Consider the following 22966-nt stretch of genomic DNA (forward strand, 5'->3'; position numbering starts at 1 on the left):
CGTGCTCTCCTCAGTAGGTCCAGCTCAGGCCGTCGGTCGGTGACTCGGGTACGGGCGGGATGAACGACTTGACCTCGAAGCCGATGGGGTCGTCGTGGTTGATGGGGAACCTCTTCGGTACCTTCCCCGTGGCCCGCGCGTAGGCGCAGGCCACCGCGGCGACGGAGCAGGCCACGCCGGCCTCCCCGGCGCCGCCCGGCTGGTCGCCGCTGGAGGGCATCGCGATGGCGGTGAAGTCGGGCGGAACGTTCCACTGCCGGGTGTAGAAGTAGTTGTCCCAGCTCGCTTCCAGGAAGTGGCCGTCCCGCAGGTGCAGACTGCCGGTCAGCGCGAGCGCCAGGCCGTCGGTGAAGCAGCCCATCATCTGTGCCTCCAGGCCGCGCGGGTTGATCACCAGCCCGGCGTCGATCGCGATGACGGCCTTGGTCACCCGCGGTCCCGCCACACCGTCGCGTATCTTCCGGTTCACCGTCTCCGGCCGGCAGTCGATCTCGACCAGGCACGCGGTCGCGCCCTTGTACTCCTTGTGCACGGCGATGCCCTGCGCCGTGCCGGCAGGCATCTTCCGTCCCCAGCCGCCGACTTCGGCGACCTTTCGCAGCACGGCCTTGACCCGGTCGTTCTTCAGGAAACCGAGCCGGAAGGCGAGCGGGTCCTTGCCCATCGCCTTGGCCAGCATGTCCACCACCAGCTCGTTGGCGCAGGCCACGTCGGGGGAGTAGATGTTGCGCATGGAACCGGTGTTGAAACGCTGGTCGGTTTCGGTGAGCGTCTGGGTGACGACACCGAAGTCGTAGGGCAGCTCCTGGCTGAGTGCGAAAATGCTCTCGGCGATCCCGAGGTTGCCCACCCCGGACGGCAGTTTGGTCGCGACCGCGGTGAGCATCTCGCCCAGCCCGTGCCGGAACGAGGTCTCCACCGAGGTGTGCCGTTGCTCGAAGGTGAGCACGTTGCCCGCCAGGTACGTTGCCCGTATGCGTGAGGTGGCCATCGGGTGCACCCGGCCCTGGCGCGGCTCGTCGGCCCGGTGCCACATCAGTCGTACCGGCTTACCGAACGCCTTCGATGCCCGCGCGGCCTCGACGGCGTGGTCGCCGAACAACTTGTGCCCGAACGACCCGCCGCCGGTGACGACATTGACCTTGACCTTGGTCTGCGGCAGGCCGAGCGCCTCGGCCACCTCGCCCTGGGCGACGATGGGCGACTTCAGCCCGGCCCAGATCTCGGCTCCGTCGGAGCGCACGTCGGCCACGGCGGCGTACGGCTCGAGCGCCGCGCTGGAGCGGAACATGAACTCGAAGTCGGCGTCGATGTGCCGGGCCAGGGCGGGCACCTTCGGTACCGCGAGGGGGAGTTCGGCCTTGCGCAGACCGGCGAGTATCGACTCGTCGTCCTCCCCCTCCACGCTCCCGGGGCCCCAGTCGACGTCGAGCGCGCGCACCGCGTCGATGCACTGGCCGAACGTCTCCGCGCGGACCGCCACGCCCGTGGTGATCACCGCGACGTCCGTGACGCCGGGAAGGGACAGCACCGCGGCCGCGTTGCGGATCGCCTTCGGAGAGCCGTTCAGCGTCGGCGGCCGGCAGATCATCGTGGGCAGGGCGCCGGGGATGTCGAGGTCCATGGCGAACTGCTTCTTGCCGGTGATGATGTCGCGTGCGTCCACCCGGTTCTGCGGCTTGCCGACGACCTGGAAGTCGCCGGTCGCCTTCAGTTGCTCGGGGGTGATCGTCACCTGTTTGGTGTCGCGTGCGGCCGCCTTGGTGGCCAGCTCGCCGTAGGTCGCCGAGGAGCCGTCCGGCGCGGTGATGACACCTGCCTTGGACTCCAGCCGTGCCACCGTGGAGCCGAGCTCGATCGCCGCCGCTTCGAGGAGCTGCCGCTTCGCGATCGCCGCCGCCACGCGCACCGGGGTGAACGTGGAGATGGTGGTGTTGGAACCGCCGGTGAGCTGGTTGAAGAGCAGCTCGGGCCGCGCCGGTGCCAGGGTGACCCGTACCTTGTCGACGGGCAGGTCCAGTTCTTCGGCGATGATCATCGCCGTGGAGGTGGTGATGCCCTGACCGACCTCCATCCGCGGGATCGCGAACGACGCGGTGCCGTCGGACTCGACGGTGATCGTGATCAGTTGCGCCGTGGGGAGGGCGGCGTCGGTGAGGGCGTCATTGAGGTCGTACAGCTCGGGCGGCTGCGGCGGCGAGGGCACCGCGGCGTACGCCGGAGTGCCGAGCCGGATGTCCGCGGCGACCACCAGGGTGCCGGCCGCGAGGACGTAGCCGAGGAAACCACGGCGGGAGACGCCCGTGCTCGCACCGCCGGATTTCGCACTGCCGGATTCAGACACGGATCGGTTGAGGGGCATGAGCCGGCCCTTTCTGATCGCTCATGGGGAACCTTTCGCCTTCGGTTACGGCGCGATGTGGCGGCGTACAGTTGTTGCGGCTGCTGGGGTGTATGTGGCGTCCTCGCGCATCATGCCGTGTCTGCCTCGCGTTGGGCAGCGGTATGCGGAAGGCTTTCGATCACTTCGCGAGCCGTACGTCCGCCGGATGCGATGGCACCCGCGTTCTGGCCGGCGTGTTCACTCGCGCTCTCGGAGCGACCCCGGTGAATGTCGCCGCCCGTCGGCCGGTCGGCTCAGCTACCTCCGGCGGCGGTCACCGGCCGGTCGTCCCGCAGTTCGCTGAAGAGTTTCTTCGCCTGCGGCAGGTCCCACTTCACGGCGCTGCCCTTGGCGGTCTGGAAGCCGAGGCTGGACACGGGGACGGTGAGGCGCTTGCCGTTGCCGGCCGTGACGCCCTTCATCGCCTCGAACAGTGCGGTGAGGGTCCGTAGGTCCGTGTTCTTGTCCACGATGAGCGTGTCCAGTCCCGCCCTGATGGTCGGGTAGACCTTCGACGGATTGAGGAGGGTGTGGGGAGTGGCGGCCTTGTCGGCCAGCGCGGACAGGAACCTCTGCTGGTTCCGGCTGCGCCCCAGGTCGCCCCGGGCCTCCTGGTGGCGCTGGCGGACGAACGCGAGGGCCCCGCGGCCGTCGAGCGTATGGCAGCCCTTCTTCAGGTCCAGCCCCGACTTCTCGTCCTTGATGTCCCTGTCCACGCACATCCGTACGCCGCCGACCGCGTCCACGATGCCCACGAAACCCGCGAAGCCGATCTCCGTGTAGTGATCGATGCGCAGCCCCGTGTTGTGCTCGATGGTGCGGACGAGGAGGTCGGGGCCGCCGAACGAGAACGCCGCGTTGAGTTTGTTCTTCGACGCGCGGTAGTGCATGCCCGTATCGGGGCGGATGTACGACGGGATGGTCACCCACGAGTCGCGTGGCAGGCTCACCATCGTGGTGCCGTGCGCGCCGGTGTGCAGCAGGATCATCGAGTCGGTGCGGCGGCCCGCGTCGGCCGGACCGCCGGTGTGCAGTTCCCTCTTGGCCCGGTCGGTCAGGCCCGCACGGCTGTCGGAGCCCACGATCAGGTAGTTGGTTCCCCGGCCCCGCGGCGGACGGTCCGCGATCCCGCCGAGGTCGACGTCGCGGCTGAGCCTGGTGTCGGCCCAGATGTACGTACCGCAGGCGGTCAGCAGCAGCACGCCGGCCAGGAGGACCGCCGTCCGGGCGAACCGGCGCCGACGGCTGCGGCGGGCCGGGGCGGGCCCGTACTGAGAGCCGTGCGGACTGTGAGGACTGTGACGTCCGTCGGGCCACCCGTCCAACCGATCATTCATGGAGGGCAGTGTGTACCTTCAGAGGCTCCGCACCAGATCTTCCGGAGATCCTCCCGGAATGACACGGTGGTTGTGCTACGGCGACCGGGCGCCATCGGGGGCCGGGCGTCAAGGGAGGCTCCGGCTCCCGTACGCGACCGGCCGCCCGAACTGCTCGCCGATCTGCTCGGCGGCGGTGCCCGACCGATGCATGCGCTGCCACTTCAGCCGGGTACCGAGCAGGAACGCCACTACGGACTGAATGACCACCAGGTACATCAACTGCCGGTAGACGAAGAGCTGGAACGGCATCGACCACAGCGCCCGCACCCGCTCCCCGTCCAGCCGCAGCGCGTACCCCGCCACGGCCAGCTGAAGGACGAGGAACGCCAGCCATACCCCGGCCGACTGCACAGGGCTGCGGAAGAGCGCCCCGTACAGCGCGAACACATCGACCACCGGCGCGAGCAGGGGCAGGGCGACCTGGAAGAGCGTGAGATAACTCAGCCCGCGGCGGCCGAACCGCCCGGCGGGGCCCACCTCGACCGTCGCACGGCGGTGCTTCCACATGGCCTGCAGCGTGCCGTAACACCAGCGGTACCGCTGCCGCCACAACTGGCGCAGCGAGGTGGGCACCTCGGTCCAGGCGATGGCGCTCTCCTCGTAGACCACCCGCCAACCGGCCTCCCACAGCGCCATGGTGAGGTCGGTGTCCTCGGCGAGGGTGTCCGCGCTGACCCCGCCGACGCCCATCAGCGCGTCCAGCCGAAAGGCACCGATGGCGCCGGGCACCGTCGGCATGCACTCCAGCACCTCGAACATCCGGCGGTCCAGGTTGAACCCGAAGACGTACTCCAGGTGCTGCCATCTGCCCAGCAGGCCGCGCCGGTTGCCGACCTTGGTGTTACCGCTGACCGCACCCACCGCCGCGTGCGCGAGCGGCTGGATGAGCCGGTGGATGGCATCCGGCTCGAAGACGGTGTCGGCGTCGACCATGACCACGATGCCGCATCTCGCATGAGCCAGGCCGGTGTTGAGGGCGGCGGCCTTCCCCGCGTTGGCCTGGCGGATCACTTGTACGCGGGGATCGTCGATCCAGGTGGCGAGATCCGCAGTCCGGTCCGTCGAACCGTCATCGACCACGATGACCTGCAGCTGCCGGTGCGAGGAGGCGAGCAGCGACCGGACGGTCGACTCGATGCCCGCCTCTTCGTTGTAAGCGGGTACGAGAACGGTCACCGGTGCTGTGACCTCCCGCAGCCGGGGCGCACCCGGGCGGAACCGTGTCAGCCGCCGGACGTGGGTTCGGGCGAAGAGGACGAGCAGCGCCAGCCGCAGTACGCCCAGCGCGCCGGCGATCACGAGGACCCAGGTCATGATGCGCACGAACGCGTGGCCGAGGGCCTTGGCCCAGATCAGGCCCTTGCCCTGCCACCGTTCCAGGACGGAGACGGGGCGCTCGGCCCGGGGCAGCCCGGCCCCGGCCGTCACCGTGGTGAACTCCTTCACGCTCACGTTCCGGTCGTCCAGCAGCTTCTCCGTTTCCTCGTACGCGGTACGGTTCTGCGCGTACTGCCGGATCACGCCCCGCGCCGGCTTGCGGAACCACCGGTCGGCGGCGACCAGCGTGTACCCCTGCGCGGCGGCGTCCCGCGCCGCCCGCCACTCGGGGCCGCACATCGTGTCCACCGCGCTGGTCAGCGGCATGCGCAGCAGCCGGGTATTGATGCCCGCGGAGCCGGCCAGCGCCTGCTGCGTGAGCGACAGCTCCAGTTGGGCGCGCAGCGGTGATGCCTCGCCCATGGCGGCGCCGGTGTAGGTGTTGGATCCGATCTCATGGCCCTCGGCGCGTATCCGCCGTACCAGGTCCGGGCGTTCGGCCGCCTCGGCGCCGCGCAGGAAGAAGGTGGCGTGCGCGTGATGACGGTGCAACAGGTCGAGCAGGCGCGGAGTCCATACGGGATCGGGCCCGCCGTCGTAGGTGAGCGCCACCGTACGGGCGGGCATCGCGGCGGACTGCACCGTACCGCCGTTGAGGCGCACGACCGGGCCGCCCTGGGCCACGGCCCGCGGCACGGGTGTGGTGCAGTCGCGCCGGGTCTTCGCGGCATCGACCTCGTGGGTGGTCCAGCCCTCGAAGAGCAGGGCGCCGAACATCACAGGCAGCACGAGGACCAGCAGCATCCAGTGCCCGCGCGGGGCACGGACCTGCGCATGCCGGCCCCGGTTCGAGCGGCGCCTCACGACCTGGCCGAACTGCCGGTCACCGCATGGTCTTTCTGCCGTCTTGGGTACCGACTGGTGTACCGACTGGCCTTACGCATGGTGGGCGAGTGTACTCATGGAGCAATCGGGGCAGGCGGCGAAAGCGTGGTTTACGCACCACTGCGCCCCCCGTGCGGGGCCGCTCAGCTACCTACGGAAGTGGCGTACGACTTGGGACGTCACGGCGCGCGCCGCGCGGGAAGGATGGCGGCGGCGGTGGCGCGCCAAGTGGACGGAGACGTCGGGCAGGGCGGGGCCGGGTACCACTGTGAGGCGGCCATCCCGTACGGCTTCGGCGACGTTGGCGCGAGGGAGAATGGTCAGCCCCAGCCCGGCTGCCACGCAGGAGCGAGTGGCTTCGATGCCGCCGAATCGCGTCAGCCGGGGCCGGGCACCGACCACCGCCAGCAGGCGCTGAGCGAGCCAGTCGCTGTAGGAACAGCCCTCCTCGTGGAGGAAGAAGTCTTCCCGCGCCAACTCCGGCCAGGTGACGGGCTCTTCGGCGCCGGCCAGGGGGTGGCTGGGAGCGCACAGCAGGACCAAGGGCTGAGCGGCGATGCGTTGAGCCGTGAGGTCCGGGTGGTCGACCTGCTCCTCCAGCAGCAGAGCGCAGTCCAGCGCCCCCGCCCGCAGCCCCTCCACGGCGGAAGCAGTGCCGCACGGCTGCAGGTGCACTTCCACCTCCGGGTGACGGCTGCGCAGTGCGGCGATCACGGCCGGCAGGTGCGCCGAGCACAGGGTCTCGCCCGCGCCGAGCACCACCGTCCCGGTCACCGGGCCGTCCTCGGTGGCGGTCGCCAACAAGCGTGACTCGGCCTCCAGGACTTCCTCGGCCAGCGGAAGCATGCGTCGGCCGGCCTCGGTGAGCAGCGCGCCTCTGGCGAGCCGGTCGAAAAGCCGGGTACCCAACGCCTTCTCCAGGGCCTTGATCTGCACAGTGACCGTGGACTGCGCGAGCTGCAACTCGGCAGCGGCACCGGTGAAGCTGCCCGCCCTGGCGAGTGCGGTGAAGGTCTGCAGCAGCCGGGTGTCCATGCCCGGATGCTAGCAAGCCATCACGGTATTCGATCGATCGCATGCAAAACCATCGTTGGTGCTAATGCGAAATGAGCGGCAGCATGAAGCCATGACCTTCTCCACGGCTGTCACCGTCCTGCGCTACGCGGCGTTCACCTCGCACCCCGGCGGCGGAAACCCGGCCGGTGTCGTTCTCGATGCCGCCCCACTGAGCGAGCAGCAGATGCTCGCGATCGCCGCCGAAGTCGGGTACTCCGAGACCGCCTTCGTCACCTTCGGGGACGAGAAGCGGCGCCGGTTCACACTCCGCTACTTCAGCCCCCTCGCCGAGGTCGCCTTCTGCGGACACGCCACCGTCGCCACGGCGGTGGCGCTCGCCGAACGACACGGCCCCGGCGAGCTGGTCTTCGACACCCCGGCCGGCGAGATCAACGTGGAAACCACGGCCGATGACGACGGCGCCGTGCGGGCGACACTCACCAGCGTCCCCACCCGGTCCCGCCCGGCGCTGGCCGCCGAGGTGGACGCCGCACTCTCGGCGCTGCGGTGGGACAGGGCCGACCTCGACGCGGCGCTGCCGCCGCATGTGGCCTTCGCCGGCAACGAGCACCTGATACTCGCCGCCGCCTCCCGGGCCCGACTGGCCGACCTCGACTACGACTTCGAGGCCCTCGCCGGTGTCATGCGGACCTACGGCTGGACAACGGTGCACCTGGTCTGGCGCGAGAACGAGGACCACTTCCACGCGCGGGACCCGTTCCCCGTCGGCGGCGTCACCGAAGACCCCGCCACCGGAGCAGCCGCCGCCGCGTTCGGAGGCTACCTGCGTACGCTCGGCCTGGCGCCCACGGCCGGTGTGCTCACCATCCGCCAGGGCGAGGACATGGGACGGCCCAGCGACCTGACCGTCGAGGTGAACCCCCACCACACTCGCGTACGCGTCACGGGCCACGCCGTCGTACTGTCACAACGATGACCACGGGACCGTGGTCCATCACAGGTGTCACTACGCCGCTTGGACAGGTTTTCCAGGTTTGCGGCCCCCGCAGTGCTCAGTGGACGTGGGCCTCGTAGTACTGGAGCCCGCCGGTGAGGAAGTTCGCCCTGACCATGATGGCGATCGGCACCTCCTTGGTCTCCGGGTCGGGCGAGTTGACGGCCACCGCGTAGGAGATGCGGGCGACGTTGTTGGTGATGGTGCTGATCTCGTCCACGATGGCCCGGGTGCGTGCGAGATCCTCGGGCTCGTTCGCGAGTTCGTAGAAGTGGTAGCCGGTGCAGAACAGGCGCGGGACGACGAGGACGGCGTCGACGACGGCACCCACCCCGCGCCCGTTCGCCACGTAGAGCCTGCCGAACCTCGCGGAGTCCCTGAACCTCTTCTGGAGCGGCCCGCAGAAGATCACCTTGCACAGGATGCGTACCCCCGCTGTGATGGTGCTGAGTGCCGAGACGTAGCGGTTCTGGATGGGGTCGTTGGGCGCGAACGTGTCGGCCAGGATGTTGGCCAGCCCTCCGGAGACCCCGCCGACTATGCTCGTGGCCGCGGACAGGACGGCGAACTCGTTGTCCCCGGTGGGTTGCTCCGCCTCCAAGGGCTGCAGGACCATGCCGCCGAGCCACGAGCAGGTTCCGGACACGGAGTGGCCGATGACGTGTATGACGAGCGCGGTGTCGGCCGAGACCGCCGAAGCGCTGACGGACTCCGCGCCGGCGGACTCCGCAGTGGTGGACACCGCGTCGGCGGACTCCACGCCGGCCGGCTGCTGCTGAAAGGCGTTGAGCAGGGTGTCGTAGTCCGACACGTCGATCAGGAAGTCGGTGTCCGCGTTGTCGGGGAAGGGCTCCTCGCCCTGGCCGAGCGCGTAGGCAACCGTCACCGGCACGGCACTGACCCAGCACGCCAGGTCGAGACAGGAGACCTGGTCCACCCCGAACGCACCGAGGATGTCCGACACCACCGGGACGTGGACGGGGGTGTCCAGCACCGTGAGGGCCGCGCGCGCGATGTCGTACAGCACGTCGAAGAGCGCGTCGACCACGTTCCGGGCGCTCTCCAGCACCAGGTCGGAGAGGAGCGCGACGAGGTTCTGAAGGGTGGTCAGCAGGGGAGTGGTCGCGAAGTCCGCCGCCAGCGCCTGCAGCCGGGCGACGGTGTCGCCGATCGTCTGCCCCTCGCGCTCGATGGCCGCCAGCAGGACGCTGATGGGGTTGGGGTCGGGGCTCAACTCCGGGGCGGGCTGGAGCGTGGTGAGCGCCGAAGCGTTGTACTGCAGGTGGTGGGCGAGCAGGGAGCCGGGGGCGCTCTGCTGGGGGAGCGGGGTGGCCAGGCCGTTCGGGGTCGCGTTGCCGTCCGCGCCGAGCCCTGACCAGTCGCCCACTCCTGCCCAGTTGTCGACCGCCTTCTCCAGGTTGGCGATCAGCTGGTCGAACTCACCCTTGAAGTCCTCGATCTGTCCCACCTGATGGTCGAGGTACACCTTGGTCAGGTTGGCCAGGATGCGCTGGGTGCGGGTGATGGCGGACCAGTCGAAGGCGTACTCCAGGTACTTGATGATGTCTTCGGCGGTCGCCTTGAGGGCGGAGTACAACCACTGTGCCGCGGAGACCACGGCCTCCACCGAGTTGAGCACGCACTGGTATGCCTGCCCGCCAACGGTGACGAAGAAGTTCCACAGCTGGGTGGCGCCGTCCTGTATCAGCCGCACGAGGAAGCCGGTGCCCTCGGCTCCCTCATCGGTGAGCCACGAGAAGAGGTCGCCGGTGTCCACGAGCAGGGCATCGAACGCGGCGAGGGAGGTGGCCGCCGGCGCCGTCGGCGCCCGTGGGGCAGCCGCCGCGGTGGCGCCGACCGCCGGTGCCGGTGCCGGAGACCAGGGTGACAAGTTGGCGTACGCATGGGCGAGTTGGCTGTTGCCGGCGGCCACGGCCTGCAGTACGGCGGGGGTGGTGTCGGCCGGTACCAGCTTCCTGGTCGTCCCGTCGCGGTAGGTGATGGTGGCCGCGGACAGCATGGCCGGGGTGGTCAGCGCGGCCGCCTTGGTGAAGGCATGGTCCATGGGGTTGATGTCGGTCTGTACCCCGCCGACGGCGGCGGCCAGCCGGGTCCCCGTGATCGTCCGCACCGGTTCGACGATCGTCACCACGCCCAGCGCGTCGGTCGTCACCTGCACCGGGGTCGGACCGAGCACGTAGTAGAGGTAGTTGATGTGCACGGCGGTGATGTTGGCCGCGGTGAGGGTCACCGGCACGTCCGCGGCCGGCTGCCCGGTAGTGGTGTCGCTCACCTGAATGCGCGTGGTGTAGGAGTCGAAGCTCTGCGCGGGCGCGGTGGTGTCGGCCGGCTCCAGAGTCACGTTCCAGAGCGACCACATTCCGGTGTCGGGTGACTTGACCGCCTTCACCAGCCGGTTGGGCCCGGTGTGTGCGAAGAAGGTGTTGGCGCTGTTGGCGCGGTCGAGGTATGGCGCGATCTGCTCGGCGCCGGTGAGGATGGGCAGTGGGACGCTCCAGACCGGCGGGCCCGACGTCAGCCGGGCGAGCGCGCAGGTGGTGTAGAAGACCTCGTTGTTCGCGTTGAGGCCCCAGACCATCACCGTGCCCGCGCCGCTCGCCGCGAACAGCCGGCGCACCCCGATGAACCGAGGGTTGTGCAGCAGCGGGCGGGCTATGGCCCCGTTCTGCTGGTGGTGGCTGCTCAGGTAGTACAGCGTTCCGCCGGCCGTGATGTACAGATCCGAGCTGTTGTCCGGGTTGCGGCAGGCTGCGATGGCCTCCGGAACCGCCCCGTCGGGCAGCGAGTACAGGCTCGGGGAGGGCGGGATGCTCGGGTCGAACACGTTGTAGAGCGGTTGGTACTGGAACTGAGGGGCGCCGGCCACCTGCCCGATGGTGTAGAGGCCGTCGACGTACTGGCCGACCCGCCGGCCCAGGCAGCTGGAGTACTGCCCGGCCTCCAGGTCGATGGCGAGGTCGTGCGGGTGCCAGGCGTAACCGCCGGTCTTGGCGGGGTCGATGTAGTAGCGGAAGACGAGCGGATCGGCACTGGCCGGGTCGCGGAGGATGTCCACGACGATGTACTCGGCGTCGCTCGCCTCGCTGATGAGCACTCCGGCGATCTTCACCTGGGCAGGCCGGTGCGCCGGGTCGTCGAAGGGGTACGCCGTCCACGACGGCGCGGCGCTCCAGGAGGTGTCCGTGTCCGAGTTGGCCAGGCTCAGGTACAGGTGGTCGTTCTCCTCGTCGGCCAGGACCATCGCCAGGTGGACGGAGGCCGGGGCGGCGGAGACGGCCTGGGCCGAGGCGAAGTCCTTGCAGCCGACTCCGGTCCGGCCGGGGAAGTCGGCGCGGAGCTGTGCGCTGCTGAGGTCCGAGCGCTCCCAGCCGCTGCTCGTGGCGGGGACCTCCTTGGTCAGGTACAGCACGTCGTCGGTCCCGATGGAGAACAGCAGGGAGGTGCCGTCCTGGGTCTGCAGGGCCTCGAACTTGGCGTCCGGTGCAAGGACTTCGGCCTGTACGTAGTTCTGCATGAGCTCGCTGGAGCAGCTCAGGGCGTAGCCACTCATCGGTCCCCTCCCGTCGCTCGCTCAGCTGGTGGGGTCGGTGTAGGTGATGTGCGAAACCAGGTCGCCGAAGTCCGAGAACTGCGCGGACTTGAAGGCGAAGGTCCGGCCGCCGGGGAACACGAAGTTCTGCACCACGGACACCGGGATGTCCTGCAGGTTCGTGGAGGTGACGTTCCGCAACCAGCCCTCGACCGCGGAAATGATGGTGTTCACCTCGGTCCAGAAGTTGAGGAAGGGGTCGACCGCGGGGTTCTGGGAGGTGTCCTGCCGGTTGGTGCTCAGCGTGGCCGCGAGCCGGCCGTCCTGTGCCACCGCGAGGGTGTAGGTGTCGGTGACGGTGACGTTCACGACATTGCCGCTCGTCGAGGTGGCCAGGGACTGGACGCGCAGGTAGATGACCAGGTGCTGGACCACCGTGATGGTGTTGCCGGAGAAGGTGACGGTGACGTCGTAGGACGGGTGCAGCTCCAGTTGGCCGAGGTCGCCGTTGAGGCCGGCCTGGTCGGCGGCGTCCGCGTCGTAGTGGAAGGTCAGCACCGTCGGGCCCGTCGCCGGGGTGGTCACCGTGGGGTTCTGACCACGGGCCATGTTCCAGGCATAGTTGGTCTGCGCGCTCCCCCAGTCGTACGTCACGCTGACCGACGGCCGGTAGCAGTTGGTGGCGACATAACCCGCCAGCCGGTTCCGGAAGTAGTTGGCGAGGGTGGCCCGGTTGATCGCCACCACGCCGTCGCAGTCCGTCTCCTCGGCCGCCTCGATCCAGTTCCAGCCGAAGGGCACGGCCACCGGCAGCGGATCGCCGTCGGCCGCACACAGGTAGCTCAGCGTGGCCAGGTTCCGCTGGTCGGGCGTCGGATCGACGATCGTCCTGCCGTTGCCGTCCAGGAACGGCGATACCTCCATGTCGAGGTCGGTGACGGTGAGCGTGGAGGTCGGCGCGCCGGACTGCTGGATCACACAACCGAGCAGCGGCTCCCCGTTCTTCTTCTGCTGCGCGAAATAGGCGCCCAGGAAAGACTGTTCCAGCACCATGTACAGCGTCGTTCCGGGCGTCACGCCGGATATCGCTGGAGTGGTCTCGAGCGCCGCGTTGTCGAGGTCGAACAGCAGTTGTTGGACGCTGAATGCGCCCGGACCGAGCCTCTTGATCTGCTGCTGCACGGGAACCGGCAGCCGGCTGTAGGCGCTCTGATCGACGGCAGAGAGCCGGAGGTCGACCTTGGATGTGAAAACCCACGGGCTGCCGGGCGGCTGGGACTGGCTGAGCCACGTCGGAGGAGAGTACCCGCCCCCGGGATTGAGCTCGACCACGGTGAATTCCGAGCAGAGCAGGTTGTACACGACGCTGGAGGTGTCACTGCCGAGCGTCACGATGTCCGGCACCTTGTCGGGGGCGATTCCGGGCGGTAGGCCGATCTGCGCGCGGAATCCCATCATGAACCGGGCGTTGATCAGATTGCGCAGATCAGGATCGGTGGTCGGGTCCGCCGTGGCCGCCACGGCGAACGGATCGGAGCCGTTGGCGAGCTTCTTGAGCTGGTCGTAGTCGATCTCGACCGGCTTGCCCTGGTCGTCCGCTATGTAACAGACCGTCACCTCCGGCTCGGTGAGACCGGAGAGGAACAGCTTCATGGTCGCGTTGATGCTGGCCTGCGTGGTGGCCACGACGAAGTCGTAGCCGTACTTCACCGATGAGAGATCGGAAGAACTCGCACTCATGGGTCACGACCTTGTGCGGATAAATGGAGACCACGGTGTGTGGAATTATCGCGGTGCAACCCAGAGAAACGAGGGAAAAGGGAGGCGCGCGATAAGGGGAAACCGCTCGGAAAAACCGCGCCCGCCGGTACTCTCCCGTACCAGCCTTCCCGTTGCCTAAATGTGAAGGAAAAATACTGCCGCGGCCAACGGCCGTCAAGCACGTCGTGTTTCAGGGCTGCCCGGTCGTCCGCGGCCATCTCGGCGAGTCGGCGTACCTGTTGCGCGTACCCACGCGTGAGGCCGCTCCAGCCGAAGGCCGCGGTGAGGACATCGGCGGCGCGGAACGCACGGTGGTGACGGTATGCGTGGTGCGCTCGCTCATGCTTAAGTGCCGCGGCGACTCACGCGCCGACACGGCCGACGTGTCGATTCGCTGGTTGCCATGACACGAACGTCTACGTTGCGTAGTAGCTTGGCTCTGTGGACGGCATCCCCACGCCCGTACTGTCGGGCTGCGGGGGGGCGACGGCCTTGGGGCCAACGGCGTTGAACTTGTCCACCGTTCACCCCATACCACCGGAGCCTGCGTCAGCGATGCAGGCCCCGGCCGCCGACGCCGACCGTCGACCGCAGAAGGGGCATCGTGTCTTCCTCCTCAGCACCACGCCCGCACGTTCCACCCACGGAAGAGTTACCCAGCCCGGGGCCACCGCCCTCGACGATGGCTGCTCCGCCCACCACTCGCCGACTGACCGGCGTCGACTGCGCCCGGGGCCTGGCCGTACTGGGCATGTACGCCACGCACGTGGGTCCGGATCCGGACCGTGGTGGGGTGACCGGCTTCATCTGCGAACTGGCCACCGGCCGGTCCTCCGCGTTGTTCGCCCTGCTGGCCGGCTTTTCCCTGACCCTCATCACGGGCCGTCCGCGGCCGAGGACCGGCCGTGCGGGCCGTCAGGCGGTGGGAAGGATCCTGATTCGCGCCGTCGTCCTGCTTGTTGTGGGGACCGCGCTCTCCGTTCTGGACACTCCGGTCAATGTGATCCTCGCCTACTACGGGCTGGCATTCTTCTTCGTCCTGCCGCTGTACCGGCTGCGCGCCTCGTTGCTCGCCACCATCGCCGCCACCACCGCCCTGCTGGCACCTCAAATCCTGTACGCGATAAGGATTTCCCTCGAAGAGGGGTCCTGGGGCGACACCGTGAGCTCCTACGATCCGCTCACCCGGATCAGCGGCGCCGACGGCCTCCTCGACCTGCTTTTCACCGGCTCGTACCCGGTTCTGACGTGGTTGCCGTTCCTGTTGGCGGGAATGGCGGTGGGGCGGCTCGACCTCGGCCGGTACGCGGTACGCGTGCGGTTGGCCGTGACCGGTGGCGCACTGGCGGTGCTCGGTTACGGAGGATCCTGGCTGGCCCTGCACCTGGTGCCGCACGGCTATGCCGCCCTCGGCAGGGGGACGGACGGGCCCTCGCCCTCCTCGGCCTGGTGGTCCGACACCGTCGGCGACCCCATCCATCCGTTCCGCGAGTGGCTGCTGGTGGCGGCGCCGCACAGCGAGACCACGCCGTCCATCGTGGGCAACACCGGCGTGGCCCTCGCCGTCCTGGCGGTGTGCCTCATCGCCCTCGACCGGCTGCCCCACGTCCGGCGCCTGGCCGCCCCGGTGATCGCGGTAGGCACGATGGCGCTGACGACGTATGTCCTGCAGATCCTCGCGATCTGGCTGTTCTGGGGCGATGACCTGCCCAGTTCGCTACTGGTGCTCCTCGGATTCTCGGCCGCCGCGATGGCGTTCGCGGTGGTGTGGTCCCGACTGTTCCCACGCGGCCCACTCGAGTACCTCCTGCACACCGCCACCAAGCCGGCCCGTCTGATCAAGTGATCGGGCAGCCGGGTGGCAGGGCGGACAGCCCGGGGCTGTCTCGATCCGGTGCCGGCCACGAGGTAGTGGCAGACCTTCCTGTCACTCCGCTGTGCGGCGGGCTCAGGCCAGCTCGCGCTTGAGGATCTTTCCGGTGGCCGTCATCGGCAGGCTCGGCACGAACTCGACGATGCGCGGGTACTTGTAGGACGCCATCTGCTCCTTGCCCCAGGCGACGAGCTCGTCGGGGGTGAGGGAGGCGCCGGGCCGGAGGATGACGAACGCCTTGATCTCCTCACCGTGGCTGTCGTGGGGTACGCCGAGGACGGCGGCCAGGCTGACCGCCGGGTGGGTCATCAGGACTTCCTCGACCTCACGCGGGTAGACGTTGAAGCCGCCCCGGATGATGAGGTCCTTCGACCGGTCGACGATGTAGTAGAAGCCGTCCTCGTCGCGTCGTGCGAGGTCGCCGGTGCGGAGCCAGCCATCGCGGATGACCTCCGCGGTGGCTTCCGGTCGGCCGTAGTAGCCCTTCATCACGTTGTGGCCCTTGACCGCGATTTCGCCGACCTGGCCGCTCTCGGTCAGCTCGGACCAGTCGTCGTCGATGAGTTTCAGTTCGACGCCCCAGACGGGCACCCCGATCGATCCCGGGCGTGGGTCGAGATCGGGGTCGCTGAACGTCGCGACGGGAGAAGTCTCCGACAATCCGTATCCCTCGAGCACCGTGATCCCCAGGCGCTGTTCGACCTGGTGGGCAATCTCCATCGGGAGTGCGGCACCTCCGGAGATGCCGATCCGGAGGTTGCCCGCGATGCGCTCGATATCGATGTCGTCGCTGAGTGCGGCCAGGAGCCCCCACCACATGGTGGGTACGCCGGCGAAGAACGTGATGGGCTCACGGCTCATCAGGTCGACGACTTCGCGCGCGTCGAAGCGAGGAACGAGGTAGAGGGTGGCAGCCATCGAGAAGCCCGCGTGCATCTGCACCGTGGCACCGAAGGTGTGGAAGAGCGGGAGGCAGAGCAGGTGGCTGTCGAAAGCCGGCGTGCTGCGGAACAGGCGGTTGCATGCCAGCACGTTCATCACCGTGTTGGCGTGCGACAGCTCTGCTCCCTTGGCCTGTCCGGTGGTCCCGGAGGTGTAGAGGATGACCGCCGTGTCGGTGGGCTCGGTCGTTACTGAGTCGAACGTTGTGCCATGGCCGGCCAGGGCACCGCTGAGCGTCTCGACGCCGTCGATGGGACTGGGAGCGGCCGGATCACCGGTGATGACGAAGAAGTGCTCGACGGCGTCGACCTGCTTGACGCCGGTGAAGCCCTCGGCGCTCATGGGCAACTCGGGGGTGCCCTCGAAGCAGAAGTACGCCTTCACGTCGGCGTCGTCCAGGTGGTAGGCGATCTCGCGGCTTTTCAGGAGCACGTTGAGCGGGACGACGACTGCGCCGGCCTTGAGAATGCCGTAGTAGACGACCGGGAAGTGCGGCAGGTTCGGGCAGCTGAGGGCCACCCTGTCACCGGGGCCGATCCCGCGTTCCACGAGCAGGTTCGCGACCTGGTTGGCCGCGGCGTTCACCTGGCTGTACGTCAGGCGGGTCGGGCCCAGTACGACGGCTTCGCGGTCGGGGTACTTGCGGGCGGAGTCCTCGAGCAGGATCGACAGGTTCAGCATGGTGATTCCTCATGAGCCTCGCGGCGGGCTTGCTCGCCCGCGAATGGTCGTGTGGTCCGCGCTTCACCCCCTCAGCGCGGCCGCGTATGCCGTCACTGCGGGGGATCGGCGAAGACGTCGTACCGGAGTTGCCCTGTGTCGCCGTGCGGCGGGAGATCGGTGACTCCGGCGACGACATGGTGCCGGCAGCCTCGGTCGCCGCGGCTGCCGCCCGGCATGAGCAAGGTGCGGCCCGCGAGGCTCAGCCGGTGATCTCCTTGCCGAAGATGCCGCGAGCGATGACCCACTTCAGGACCTCGTTGGTGCCCTCGTAGATCTCCCCGATCTTGCTGTCGCGGTAGATCGCCTCGACCGGCCCCGGCGTGCCGTCGGCGCTCAGCTCACGGGCGAAGCCGAGACCACCGAACGCCTGGACCGCGTCGCGCGCCATGTCGACCGCCAGCCGGCTTCCGTACTGCTTCGCCATCGCGGCTTCCGGCTCGGGGAACACCTCGCCGTCGTCACGGCGCAGCGCAGCCTTGAGGTAGAGGTTGCGGGCGTTCTCGATCTCCGTGGCGCGGTCGGCCAGGAGGAACTGCCAGTGCTGGTTGGCGGCCAGCTTCCGTCCGAACGCCTCCCGGGTCGACAGGTGCGCGACAGCGTGGTCGAAGGCGGCCTGCGCCATGCCCACACCGGCGGCGGCGATGCCGATGCGGCCCAGCGTGAGTGTGGCGAGCGCGTGACGGAGGCCGCGTCCCGGCTCGCCGCCGAGCAGAGCGTCGTTTGCCAGCTCGACGTCCTCGAACCACACGTCGGCGGTGAGCTGGCCGCGGTTGCCCATCTTCCGGTCGGGCTCGCCGACTCGCACTCCGGGCAGGTTGGTGTCGACGATGAACATCGAGAGCCGGTCGCCGGTGCGCGCGAGCGTGACGATGAATCCTGCGACCGGTGAGTTGGAGATCCACCGCTTCCGGCCGTTGAGGATCCAGGTGTCGTCCCGCTGGACGGCGACGGTCCGCACCGCCTGAGGGCTCAGGTCGGACGATGCCTCGGGCTCGGTGGTCGCGAAGGCACCGACGACCGAGCCGCCCGCGACCCGGGGCAGCCACTGTTGTTGCTGTGCGGGGGTGCCGTGGGTCAGGGCATTGCCGGCCAGGATGCAGTGCACGTCGAATACCGCCGCGATGCTGCTGGAGTAGTAGGCCAGCTCCTCGATGGCGACGGCGGTCGCCGTGACCGGGTGGGCCAAGCCGTCCCCGTCCACCTCGGCGGCGAAGGGCACCCGGAACAGGCCGGCGGAGGCAAGGCCGTCGAAGACGTCCCGCGGGAAGCCGTCGACGCGCTCGTCCCCGTTCGCGATCCGGCGTGCGGCGGGGGCGACGACGTCGGCGGCGATCTTCCGCACTCGGTCGCGGACCTCCCGGGTCTCCGCGGGGGAGAGGAGGTCGTGGTAGAGCCGGTCCGCCTGACGGGCGGGGTTCGGTATGGCAGACATGGTTACTTTCCTTGCAGGTGTCAGCCGCGCATCGCGGGTCCGAAGATGTCGGGGAACGACCGCCGGTGCGGGCGGCCGAAGAATGCGGTGAGCGCCGGTCGTCAGCGCACCGGGCGGGACAGGCTCGCCAGAACCTGCTCCGCGGCCCGCTCACCCGACGAGGCCGCGTCGGCGAGTGAGGGCATGTCGAGCTGATAATCGCCGGCCAGGTGGACGGGGCCGAGGCGTTGGCGCAGTGTCGGCAGCGAGGCACGTCCGCCGGGTGCCCAGAACGGCACCACCCGGGGGTGACGTCGGACGATCCCCTCGTCGAGCTTCCCCTCCAGCTCGGGGTAGAGCGAGAGGAGGTCCGCGGTGAACCGAGTAACGATCTCCTCATCGGTGAGCCCGAACAGGCTGTCGGCCACCGCACCGCCCGCAAAGCAGGCCAGCGCGCCGCCCGGCTTTCGTGGGCCAGGGCCGCGCATGGCCGCGGCATGGTTGAACATCGCCTGGAACGACAGCTGCGGCGTCGACACAGCGATGTAATCGTCCCATCGCTGCGGGCCTCCCTCGCGGGTGAAGTAGCCCACCACCACGTACCGGCCGTAGTGAATGTCGTCGAACGCCGCTCGATACTCGGGTGGGAGGCCGGGCATGAGCTTCACAGCCACGTCGCTGGGAACGGCCACGATCGCACGGCGGGCGCGTATCCGCGCCGGTCCGTTCTCGTCCTCGTAGTCCACGACGACGCTGTCCTCGGTCCACTCCACCGACCTCACCGGCGAGTTCAGCCGCAGCCGATCACCGAGGTCGGCGGCCAGGACGTCGGTGAGGGTCTGGTTTCCTCCTTCCGGCAGAGAGAAGTTCGGAACCTTCTCCGGGTCCGTCAGGAGTATCCCCATCGAGATCGCGAACTGGGTCGCCGCTGTCTCCTCCGGCTCGCATCCCATCCACTGCCCGGACCAGGACCGGACCATGGCCCGCGCGACTTCGGAGCGGACGCCGCGAAGCACGTACGACGCGGAGCGGGCATCGAGTGCCGCCCGTACCCGCTTCGCCAGGGAATTGTCGGGGTTCATCGCCAGGAACGGTACGGCCGCAAGGATACGAGCGCCGACAGTCGCCAGTCCGACCCGGTCCATGAAGGTCATCCGGGAGCGGAACATCAGGCCGAACGGATTCGAGGTGTCGACCTGCTTTCCGTTGAGCGCGAGGGCCACCTTCTTGCCCGCCAGCGTCCCCATGGGGACCTGGTGGCGTTCGAGGGCTTCGATCAAGGGGCCGGTTCCCTCGGTGAACTGGGTTCCGAGGTTGATCCAGTAGTCGCCCCGGCGAACCGAATCCACCCGCCCCCCGGCCCGACCGGTACCTTCGAGCACGACGACGTCCCGATCGGACAGGGTGGTCGCCGCCATCAGCCCCGCCATGCCGGCACCGACCACGACGACCTCGCACGCCTCTTCACGTACGTCGTTCGATGAATTCATCACGGCATCAACTTCCGTTCTTGATTGCACCGGCAGGGACGACACCCGTCCCTCGGGCGCGAGTGGCGACGATGGGTTCGGTCAGTACCTCGGCGCGGCCGGTCTCGTCCAAGGAGCGGCAGATGATGCGCAGTTCGAACTCGACCGTGCGACTCCGGTTTCCCTTGGACGCGAGACGCGCCTCGACCTCGATGACGTCGCCGCCGCGGACCGGAGCCAGGAACTCGACCGACGAGTACCCGGCAAACAGGCTTTCGTGGCCGTCGACCGTGATGGCCAGATGCGTCCCGGCATCCCCGAACAGCTTCAGGCTGAACGCGCCGTCGACCAGGTTGCCGGCGTAGTGGGCATCGGAGTGGGCGACGTATCGCTGATGGACGACCTTCACGCGATTTCCTCATCGATGCGGCCGATCCTGGGCGCGACGGTCTGTCCGCCGATCCTGACGCCCGGGTAGCCGCGCTTGGCGATCTCGGTGCACATGCGGCGGTACTTGCCCACGCCGCCGACGTAGCCGAGGAAGGTGGCCGGCTTGCCGGTCACGTTCGAACCGCGGTACCAGGAGTCGGTCTTCGCGTACAGGGTCTGGTTGACGGTGGCCTCGGTGATGCTCACCCAATCGTCCTGGGCCTCCGCGGTGGGTATGACATCGCCGCCCTTCGCCTCGGCATGGGTGATCAGATCGGCGATCCAGTCGACCGCCTGCTGGATCGTGACGACGACGTTGCTCACGAGCGCGGGGCTCTGCGGGCCGCCGATCATGAAGAAGTTCGGGAAGCCGGCGGTCATGACGCCCAGATAGGTCCGGACACCGTCTCGCCATGCGTCCTGCAGCCTGCCCGCCTCCGGCGTGCTGACGTTGAGGGCGTACAGCGGGCCGGTGAAGGCATCAAAACCGAGCGCCAGGACGATGGCGTCGACGGCGTAGGAGTCGCGCTCGGTGACGATGCTGTCCGACGTCATGGTCGTGATCGGCTCATCGCGCAGCGAGACGAGCGAGACGTTCGGACGATTGAACGTCTCGTAGTAGTCGGTTCCGAAACAGCTGCGCTTGGCGCCCAACGGGAACCGGGGCTCCAGGAGGGCGGCGGTCTGCGGGTCGTCGACGATCTGGCGGATCTTCTCGCGCATGAACTCCGCCGCGGTCTCGTTGGCCTTCGGGTCGGTGAGAAGGTCGGAGAACTCCGCGCCGACACCGAGGAATCCGCTGCGTTCGTAGGCCCGCTCGTAACGCCGGCGACGTTCCTCGTCAGAGACGTCGAATGCCTTGTCGGTCGCGGGGCGGTCCGGAATGCCGCCGGGGGAGTGCCGGCACTCCTCGCGGATGGCGGCGTAGTTGCTCTTGATTTCGTCGACGACGTCCGCAGACATTCGGGCGTTGCGCGCGGGGAAGACGTAGTTCGCGGTCCGCTGGAAGACCGTGAGGTGATCGGCCACCTCGGCGATCAGCGGGATGCACTGCACGCCCGACGATCCCGTGCCGATGACCGCGACCCGCTTGCCGGCGAGGTCGTCCAGCGAGAGGTTCCAGCGACTCGTCGACACCGTCAGCCCGGCGAAGTTCTCCAGACCGGGCACGTCGAAGTCCTTCGGCGTCGACAGGCCGCCGGAGCCGGCCAGGAGGTAGCGGCCCCGGCAGGTCGCGCCGGAGTCGAGGGTCACCTCCCAGAGATGCTCATCGGGGAGCCAAGTGGCCGCAGTCACCCGGGTGTTGAAGCGGAAGTGCTGACGGAGGCCGAAACGGTCGGCGACGTGGTTGAGGTAGCTCAGAATCTCTGCTTGCGGGGCGAAGCGCTCGCTCCAGGTCCACTCCTGCTGGAGCTCCTCGCTGAACGAGTACGAGTAGTAGATGCTCTCGACGTCGCACCGGGCGCCGGGATAGGTGTTCCAGTACCAGGTGCCCCCCACGTCGGGCGCGGTCTCGAATCCGGCGAACGACCAGCCCTGCTCGGCTGCCTTGTACGCGGCGTACAGGCCGGAGAATCCGGCGCCGACGCACAGGACGTCGACAACGGGGGCGGTGGACGAAGCGGGGTCAGTCATGGGCTCTGCCTTCTCGTGGTCCGGAGCGGGTCGTCGACCTGTCGCTGCTAGCAGTCAACCGTCTGAGTCGAATGACCAAGAAAGTAGCCGGGGGCCGGGTGCTCGTCAATGCCCCGGCTGTCCGTCAAGAGGTCGAGGCCGTCGCCGCGCGGGTCGCGGCGATGCCGCGCAGATGCCGGACCACGTCATCGATCGCCGCATCGGTCTTGGCGAAGGTGCCGACCTCGGTGAAGAAGCCGTGGAACATGCCTGAATAGCGGACGGACGTGACACGCACGCCGTCGTGCTTCAGTCGCTCGGCGTACGCCTCGCCGTCGTCGCGCAGCGGGTCGACCTCGGCGGTCAGGACCAAGGCCGGCGGCAATCCCCGCAAGGACGCCGCTTTCATCGGGGCCGCGTACCGGTCGATGACCCCTGGGTCGGGGCCGACGTACTGCTGCCAGAGCCAACGCGCATCGGCGGTGGTCAGAAGGGGTGCTTCGGCGCACTCGCGCCAGGACGGCGTGGTGAACGCATCGTCGACCGCGGGATAGACGAGAACCTGCGACACGGGCAGTGCGCGCCCGAGATCCCGGAGCCGGAGGCAGAGCGCGGCGGCGAGATTGCCGCCCGCCGAGTCGCCGCCGACGGCGATCATGTCCGGATCGATGCCGGACTCGAGGGTCGATCCGCGCAACCAGGCCAGCGCGTCGAAGGAGTCCTCGAGGGCCGCCGGATAGGGGTGCTCCGGAGCGAGTCGGTACTCCAGGGACAGCACCGTCCATCCGGATCGTGCGGCGATGGCGCGGCAGACCTCATCGACTCCGTCGAGGGTTCCGAGAACGAACCCGCCGCCGTGGAGATACATCAGCGCCGGCCGCGGGCCCGCGGGGGGCGGTCCTGGCGGGTGGTAGGCACGCGCGCGAAGGGGTCCTGACCTGGCGGGCACGGTCAGCTCGTCGACGCGGTCGAGGGGGGTCAGAGGGTGGTCGGAGGGCGCGGTCGCGAAGAGCTTGCGCGCCGCCTCGGCCCCGAGGTCACGCACGGGCGCCGGCATCGCCTCCGCGAGGGCCCGGGCTGCGAGCAGTGCGTCGGCGTCGAGGCGTTCCCAGCCCGACGGGAGTGGCTTGGTCATATGAGCGGCCTTCCGGGCGGCATGGCGAGAAGGGTCTTGACACTGCGTGACCCTACCTCCAACATGGTCAAACGATCGAGTCAT

14 protein-coding genes are annotated in these 22966 nt (G+C 68.7%); 2 read left to right on the forward strand and 12 right to left on the reverse strand.

The window, feature by feature from the left end; genetic code table 11:
- Positions 1-10 precede the first annotated feature (10 nt).
- The 4 genes from ACIGXO_RS25090 to ACIGXO_RS25105 form a co-directional block, all read right to left on the reverse strand.
- Positions 11-2362, reverse strand: a complete 2352-nt coding sequence (locus ACIGXO_RS25090) for a molybdopterin cofactor-binding domain-containing protein (protein ID WP_399790977.1) — start codon at positions 2360-2362, stop codon at positions 11-13.
- 275 nt (positions 2363-2637) lie between these two features.
- Positions 2638-3720: an LCP family protein gene (locus tag ACIGXO_RS25095; RefSeq protein WP_399790980.1), complete on the reverse strand. Its 1083-nt coding sequence runs from the start codon at positions 3718-3720 to the stop codon at positions 2638-2640.
- Between the two features lie 108 nt (positions 3721-3828).
- Positions 3829-5883 carry a bifunctional polysaccharide deacetylase/glycosyltransferase family 2 protein gene (locus ACIGXO_RS25100; protein WP_399791561.1) on the reverse strand — a complete coding sequence of 685 codons (2055 nt, stop codon included), beginning with the start codon at positions 5881-5883 and terminating at the stop codon, positions 3829-3831.
- 228 nt (positions 5884-6111) lie between these two features.
- Positions 6112-6999: a LysR family transcriptional regulator gene (locus ACIGXO_RS25105; protein WP_399790984.1), complete on the reverse strand. Its 888-nt coding sequence runs from the start codon at positions 6997-6999 to the stop codon at positions 6112-6114.
- Between the two features lie 91 nt (positions 7000-7090).
- Between ACIGXO_RS25105 and ACIGXO_RS25110 the strand changes: the two genes are divergently transcribed.
- Positions 7091-7957 (forward strand): PhzF family phenazine biosynthesis isomerase, encoded by an 867-nt coding sequence (locus tag ACIGXO_RS25110; RefSeq protein WP_399790987.1) that lies wholly within the window; start codon positions 7091-7093, stop codon positions 7955-7957.
- Between the two features lie 76 nt (positions 7958-8033).
- On the opposite strand, the gene ACIGXO_RS25115 is transcribed toward ACIGXO_RS25110, so the two are convergent.
- Together ACIGXO_RS25115 and ACIGXO_RS25120 are read right to left on the reverse strand one after the other, a co-directional pair.
- The gene (locus ACIGXO_RS25115) at positions 8034-11546 is read right to left on the reverse strand and encodes a hypothetical protein (protein WP_399790990.1); all 3513 of its coding nucleotides are present in this window, start codon (positions 11544-11546) and stop codon (positions 8034-8036) included.
- Positions 11547-11567: 21 nt separating this feature from the next.
- On the reverse strand, positions 11568-13265 hold the full coding sequence (locus ACIGXO_RS25120) for a hypothetical protein (protein WP_399790993.1): 1698 nt from the start codon (positions 13263-13265) through the stop codon (positions 11568-11570).
- Positions 13266-13968: 703 nt separating this feature from the next.
- Here ACIGXO_RS25120 and ACIGXO_RS25125 point away from each other — a divergent pair.
- Positions 13969-15132: a DUF418 domain-containing protein gene (locus ACIGXO_RS25125; protein ID WP_399790996.1), complete on the forward strand. Its 1164-nt coding sequence runs from the start codon at positions 13969-13971 to the stop codon at positions 15130-15132.
- 102 nt (positions 15133-15234) lie between these two features.
- Here ACIGXO_RS25125 and ACIGXO_RS25130 read toward each other — a convergent pair whose 3' ends face one another.
- From ACIGXO_RS25130 to ACIGXO_RS25155, 6 genes are all read right to left on the reverse strand, one after another.
- The gene (locus ACIGXO_RS25130) at positions 15235-16782 is read right to left on the reverse strand and encodes a long-chain fatty acid--CoA ligase (protein ID WP_399790999.1); all 1548 of its coding nucleotides are present in this window, start codon (positions 16780-16782) and stop codon (positions 15235-15237) included.
- Positions 16783-17023: 241 nt separating this feature from the next.
- Complete coding sequence (locus ACIGXO_RS25135) at positions 17024-18256, reverse strand: acyl-CoA dehydrogenase family protein (RefSeq protein ID WP_399791002.1); 1233 nt, start codon at positions 18254-18256, stop codon at positions 17024-17026.
- A gap of 101 nt (positions 18257-18357) precedes the next feature.
- On the reverse strand, positions 18358-19725 hold the full coding sequence (locus ACIGXO_RS25140; protein ID WP_399791005.1) for a flavin monoamine oxidase family protein: 1368 nt from the start codon (positions 19723-19725) through the stop codon (positions 18358-18360).
- Positions 19726-19732: 7 nt separating this feature from the next.
- On the reverse strand, positions 19733-20113 hold the full coding sequence (locus ACIGXO_RS25145) for a hotdog domain-containing protein (protein WP_399791008.1): 381 nt from the start codon (positions 20111-20113) through the stop codon (positions 19733-19735).
- Positions 20110-21768: a flavin-containing monooxygenase gene (locus ACIGXO_RS25150; RefSeq protein WP_399791011.1), complete on the reverse strand. Its 1659-nt coding sequence runs from the start codon at positions 21766-21768 to the stop codon at positions 20110-20112. The genes ACIGXO_RS25145 and ACIGXO_RS25150 overlap by 4 nt, the downstream gene beginning before the upstream one ends.
- Before the next feature lie 124 nt (positions 21769-21892).
- Positions 21893-22882: an alpha/beta hydrolase gene (locus ACIGXO_RS25155; RefSeq protein WP_399791014.1), complete on the reverse strand. Its 990-nt coding sequence runs from the start codon at positions 22880-22882 to the stop codon at positions 21893-21895.
- Positions 22883-22966: the final 84 nt, after the last annotated feature.

Origin of the sequence: Streptomyces sp. NPDC053542, assembly GCF_044544685.1 — a bacterium.
In the GTDB taxonomy this organism is placed as follows: domain Bacteria; phylum Actinomycetota; class Actinomycetes; order Streptomycetales; family Streptomycetaceae; genus Streptomyces.

Bases quoted from the DNA above. Each gene is read 5' to 3' on its own strand.
- ACIGXO_RS25090 (WP_399790977.1), bottom strand. From the start codon at position 2,362: ATGCCCCTCAACCGATCCGTGTCTGAATCCGGCAGTGCGAAATCCGGC.
- ACIGXO_RS25095 (WP_399790980.1), bottom strand. From the start codon at position 3,720: ATGAATGATCGGTTGGACGGGTGGCCCGACGGACGTCACAGTCCTCAC.
- ACIGXO_RS25100 (WP_399791561.1), bottom strand. From the start codon at position 5,883: ATGCTGCTGGTCCTCGTGCTGCCTGTGATGTTCGGCGCCCTGCTCTTC.
- ACIGXO_RS25105 (WP_399790984.1), bottom strand. From the start codon at position 6,999: ATGGACACCCGGCTGCTGCAGACCTTCACCGCACTCGCCAGGGCGGGC.
- ACIGXO_RS25110 (WP_399790987.1), top strand. From the start codon at position 7,091: ATGACCTTCTCCACGGCTGTCACCGTCCTGCGCTACGCGGCGTTCACC.
- ACIGXO_RS25115 (WP_399790990.1), bottom strand. From the start codon at position 11,546: ATGAGTGGCTACGCCCTGAGCTGCTCCAGCGAGCTCATGCAGAACTAC.
- ACIGXO_RS25120 (WP_399790993.1), bottom strand. From the start codon at position 13,265: ATGAGTGCGAGTTCTTCCGATCTCTCATCGGTGAAGTACGGCTACGAC.
- ACIGXO_RS25125 (WP_399790996.1), top strand. From the start codon at position 13,969: ATGGCTGCTCCGCCCACCACTCGCCGACTGACCGGCGTCGACTGCGCC.
- ACIGXO_RS25130 (WP_399790999.1), bottom strand. From the start codon at position 16,782: ATGCTGAACCTGTCGATCCTGCTCGAGGACTCCGCCCGCAAGTACCCC.
- ACIGXO_RS25135 (WP_399791002.1), bottom strand. From the start codon at position 18,256: ATGTCTGCCATACCGAACCCCGCCCGTCAGGCGGACCGGCTCTACCAC.
- ACIGXO_RS25140 (WP_399791005.1), bottom strand. From the start codon at position 19,725: ATGAATTCATCGAACGACGTACGTGAAGAGGCGTGCGAGGTCGTCGTG.
- ACIGXO_RS25150 (WP_399791011.1), bottom strand. From the start codon at position 21,768: ATGACTGACCCCGCTTCGTCCACCGCCCCCGTTGTCGACGTCCTGTGC.
- ACIGXO_RS25155 (WP_399791014.1), bottom strand. From the start codon at position 22,882: ATGACCAAGCCACTCCCGTCGGGCTGGGAACGCCTCGACGCCGACGCA.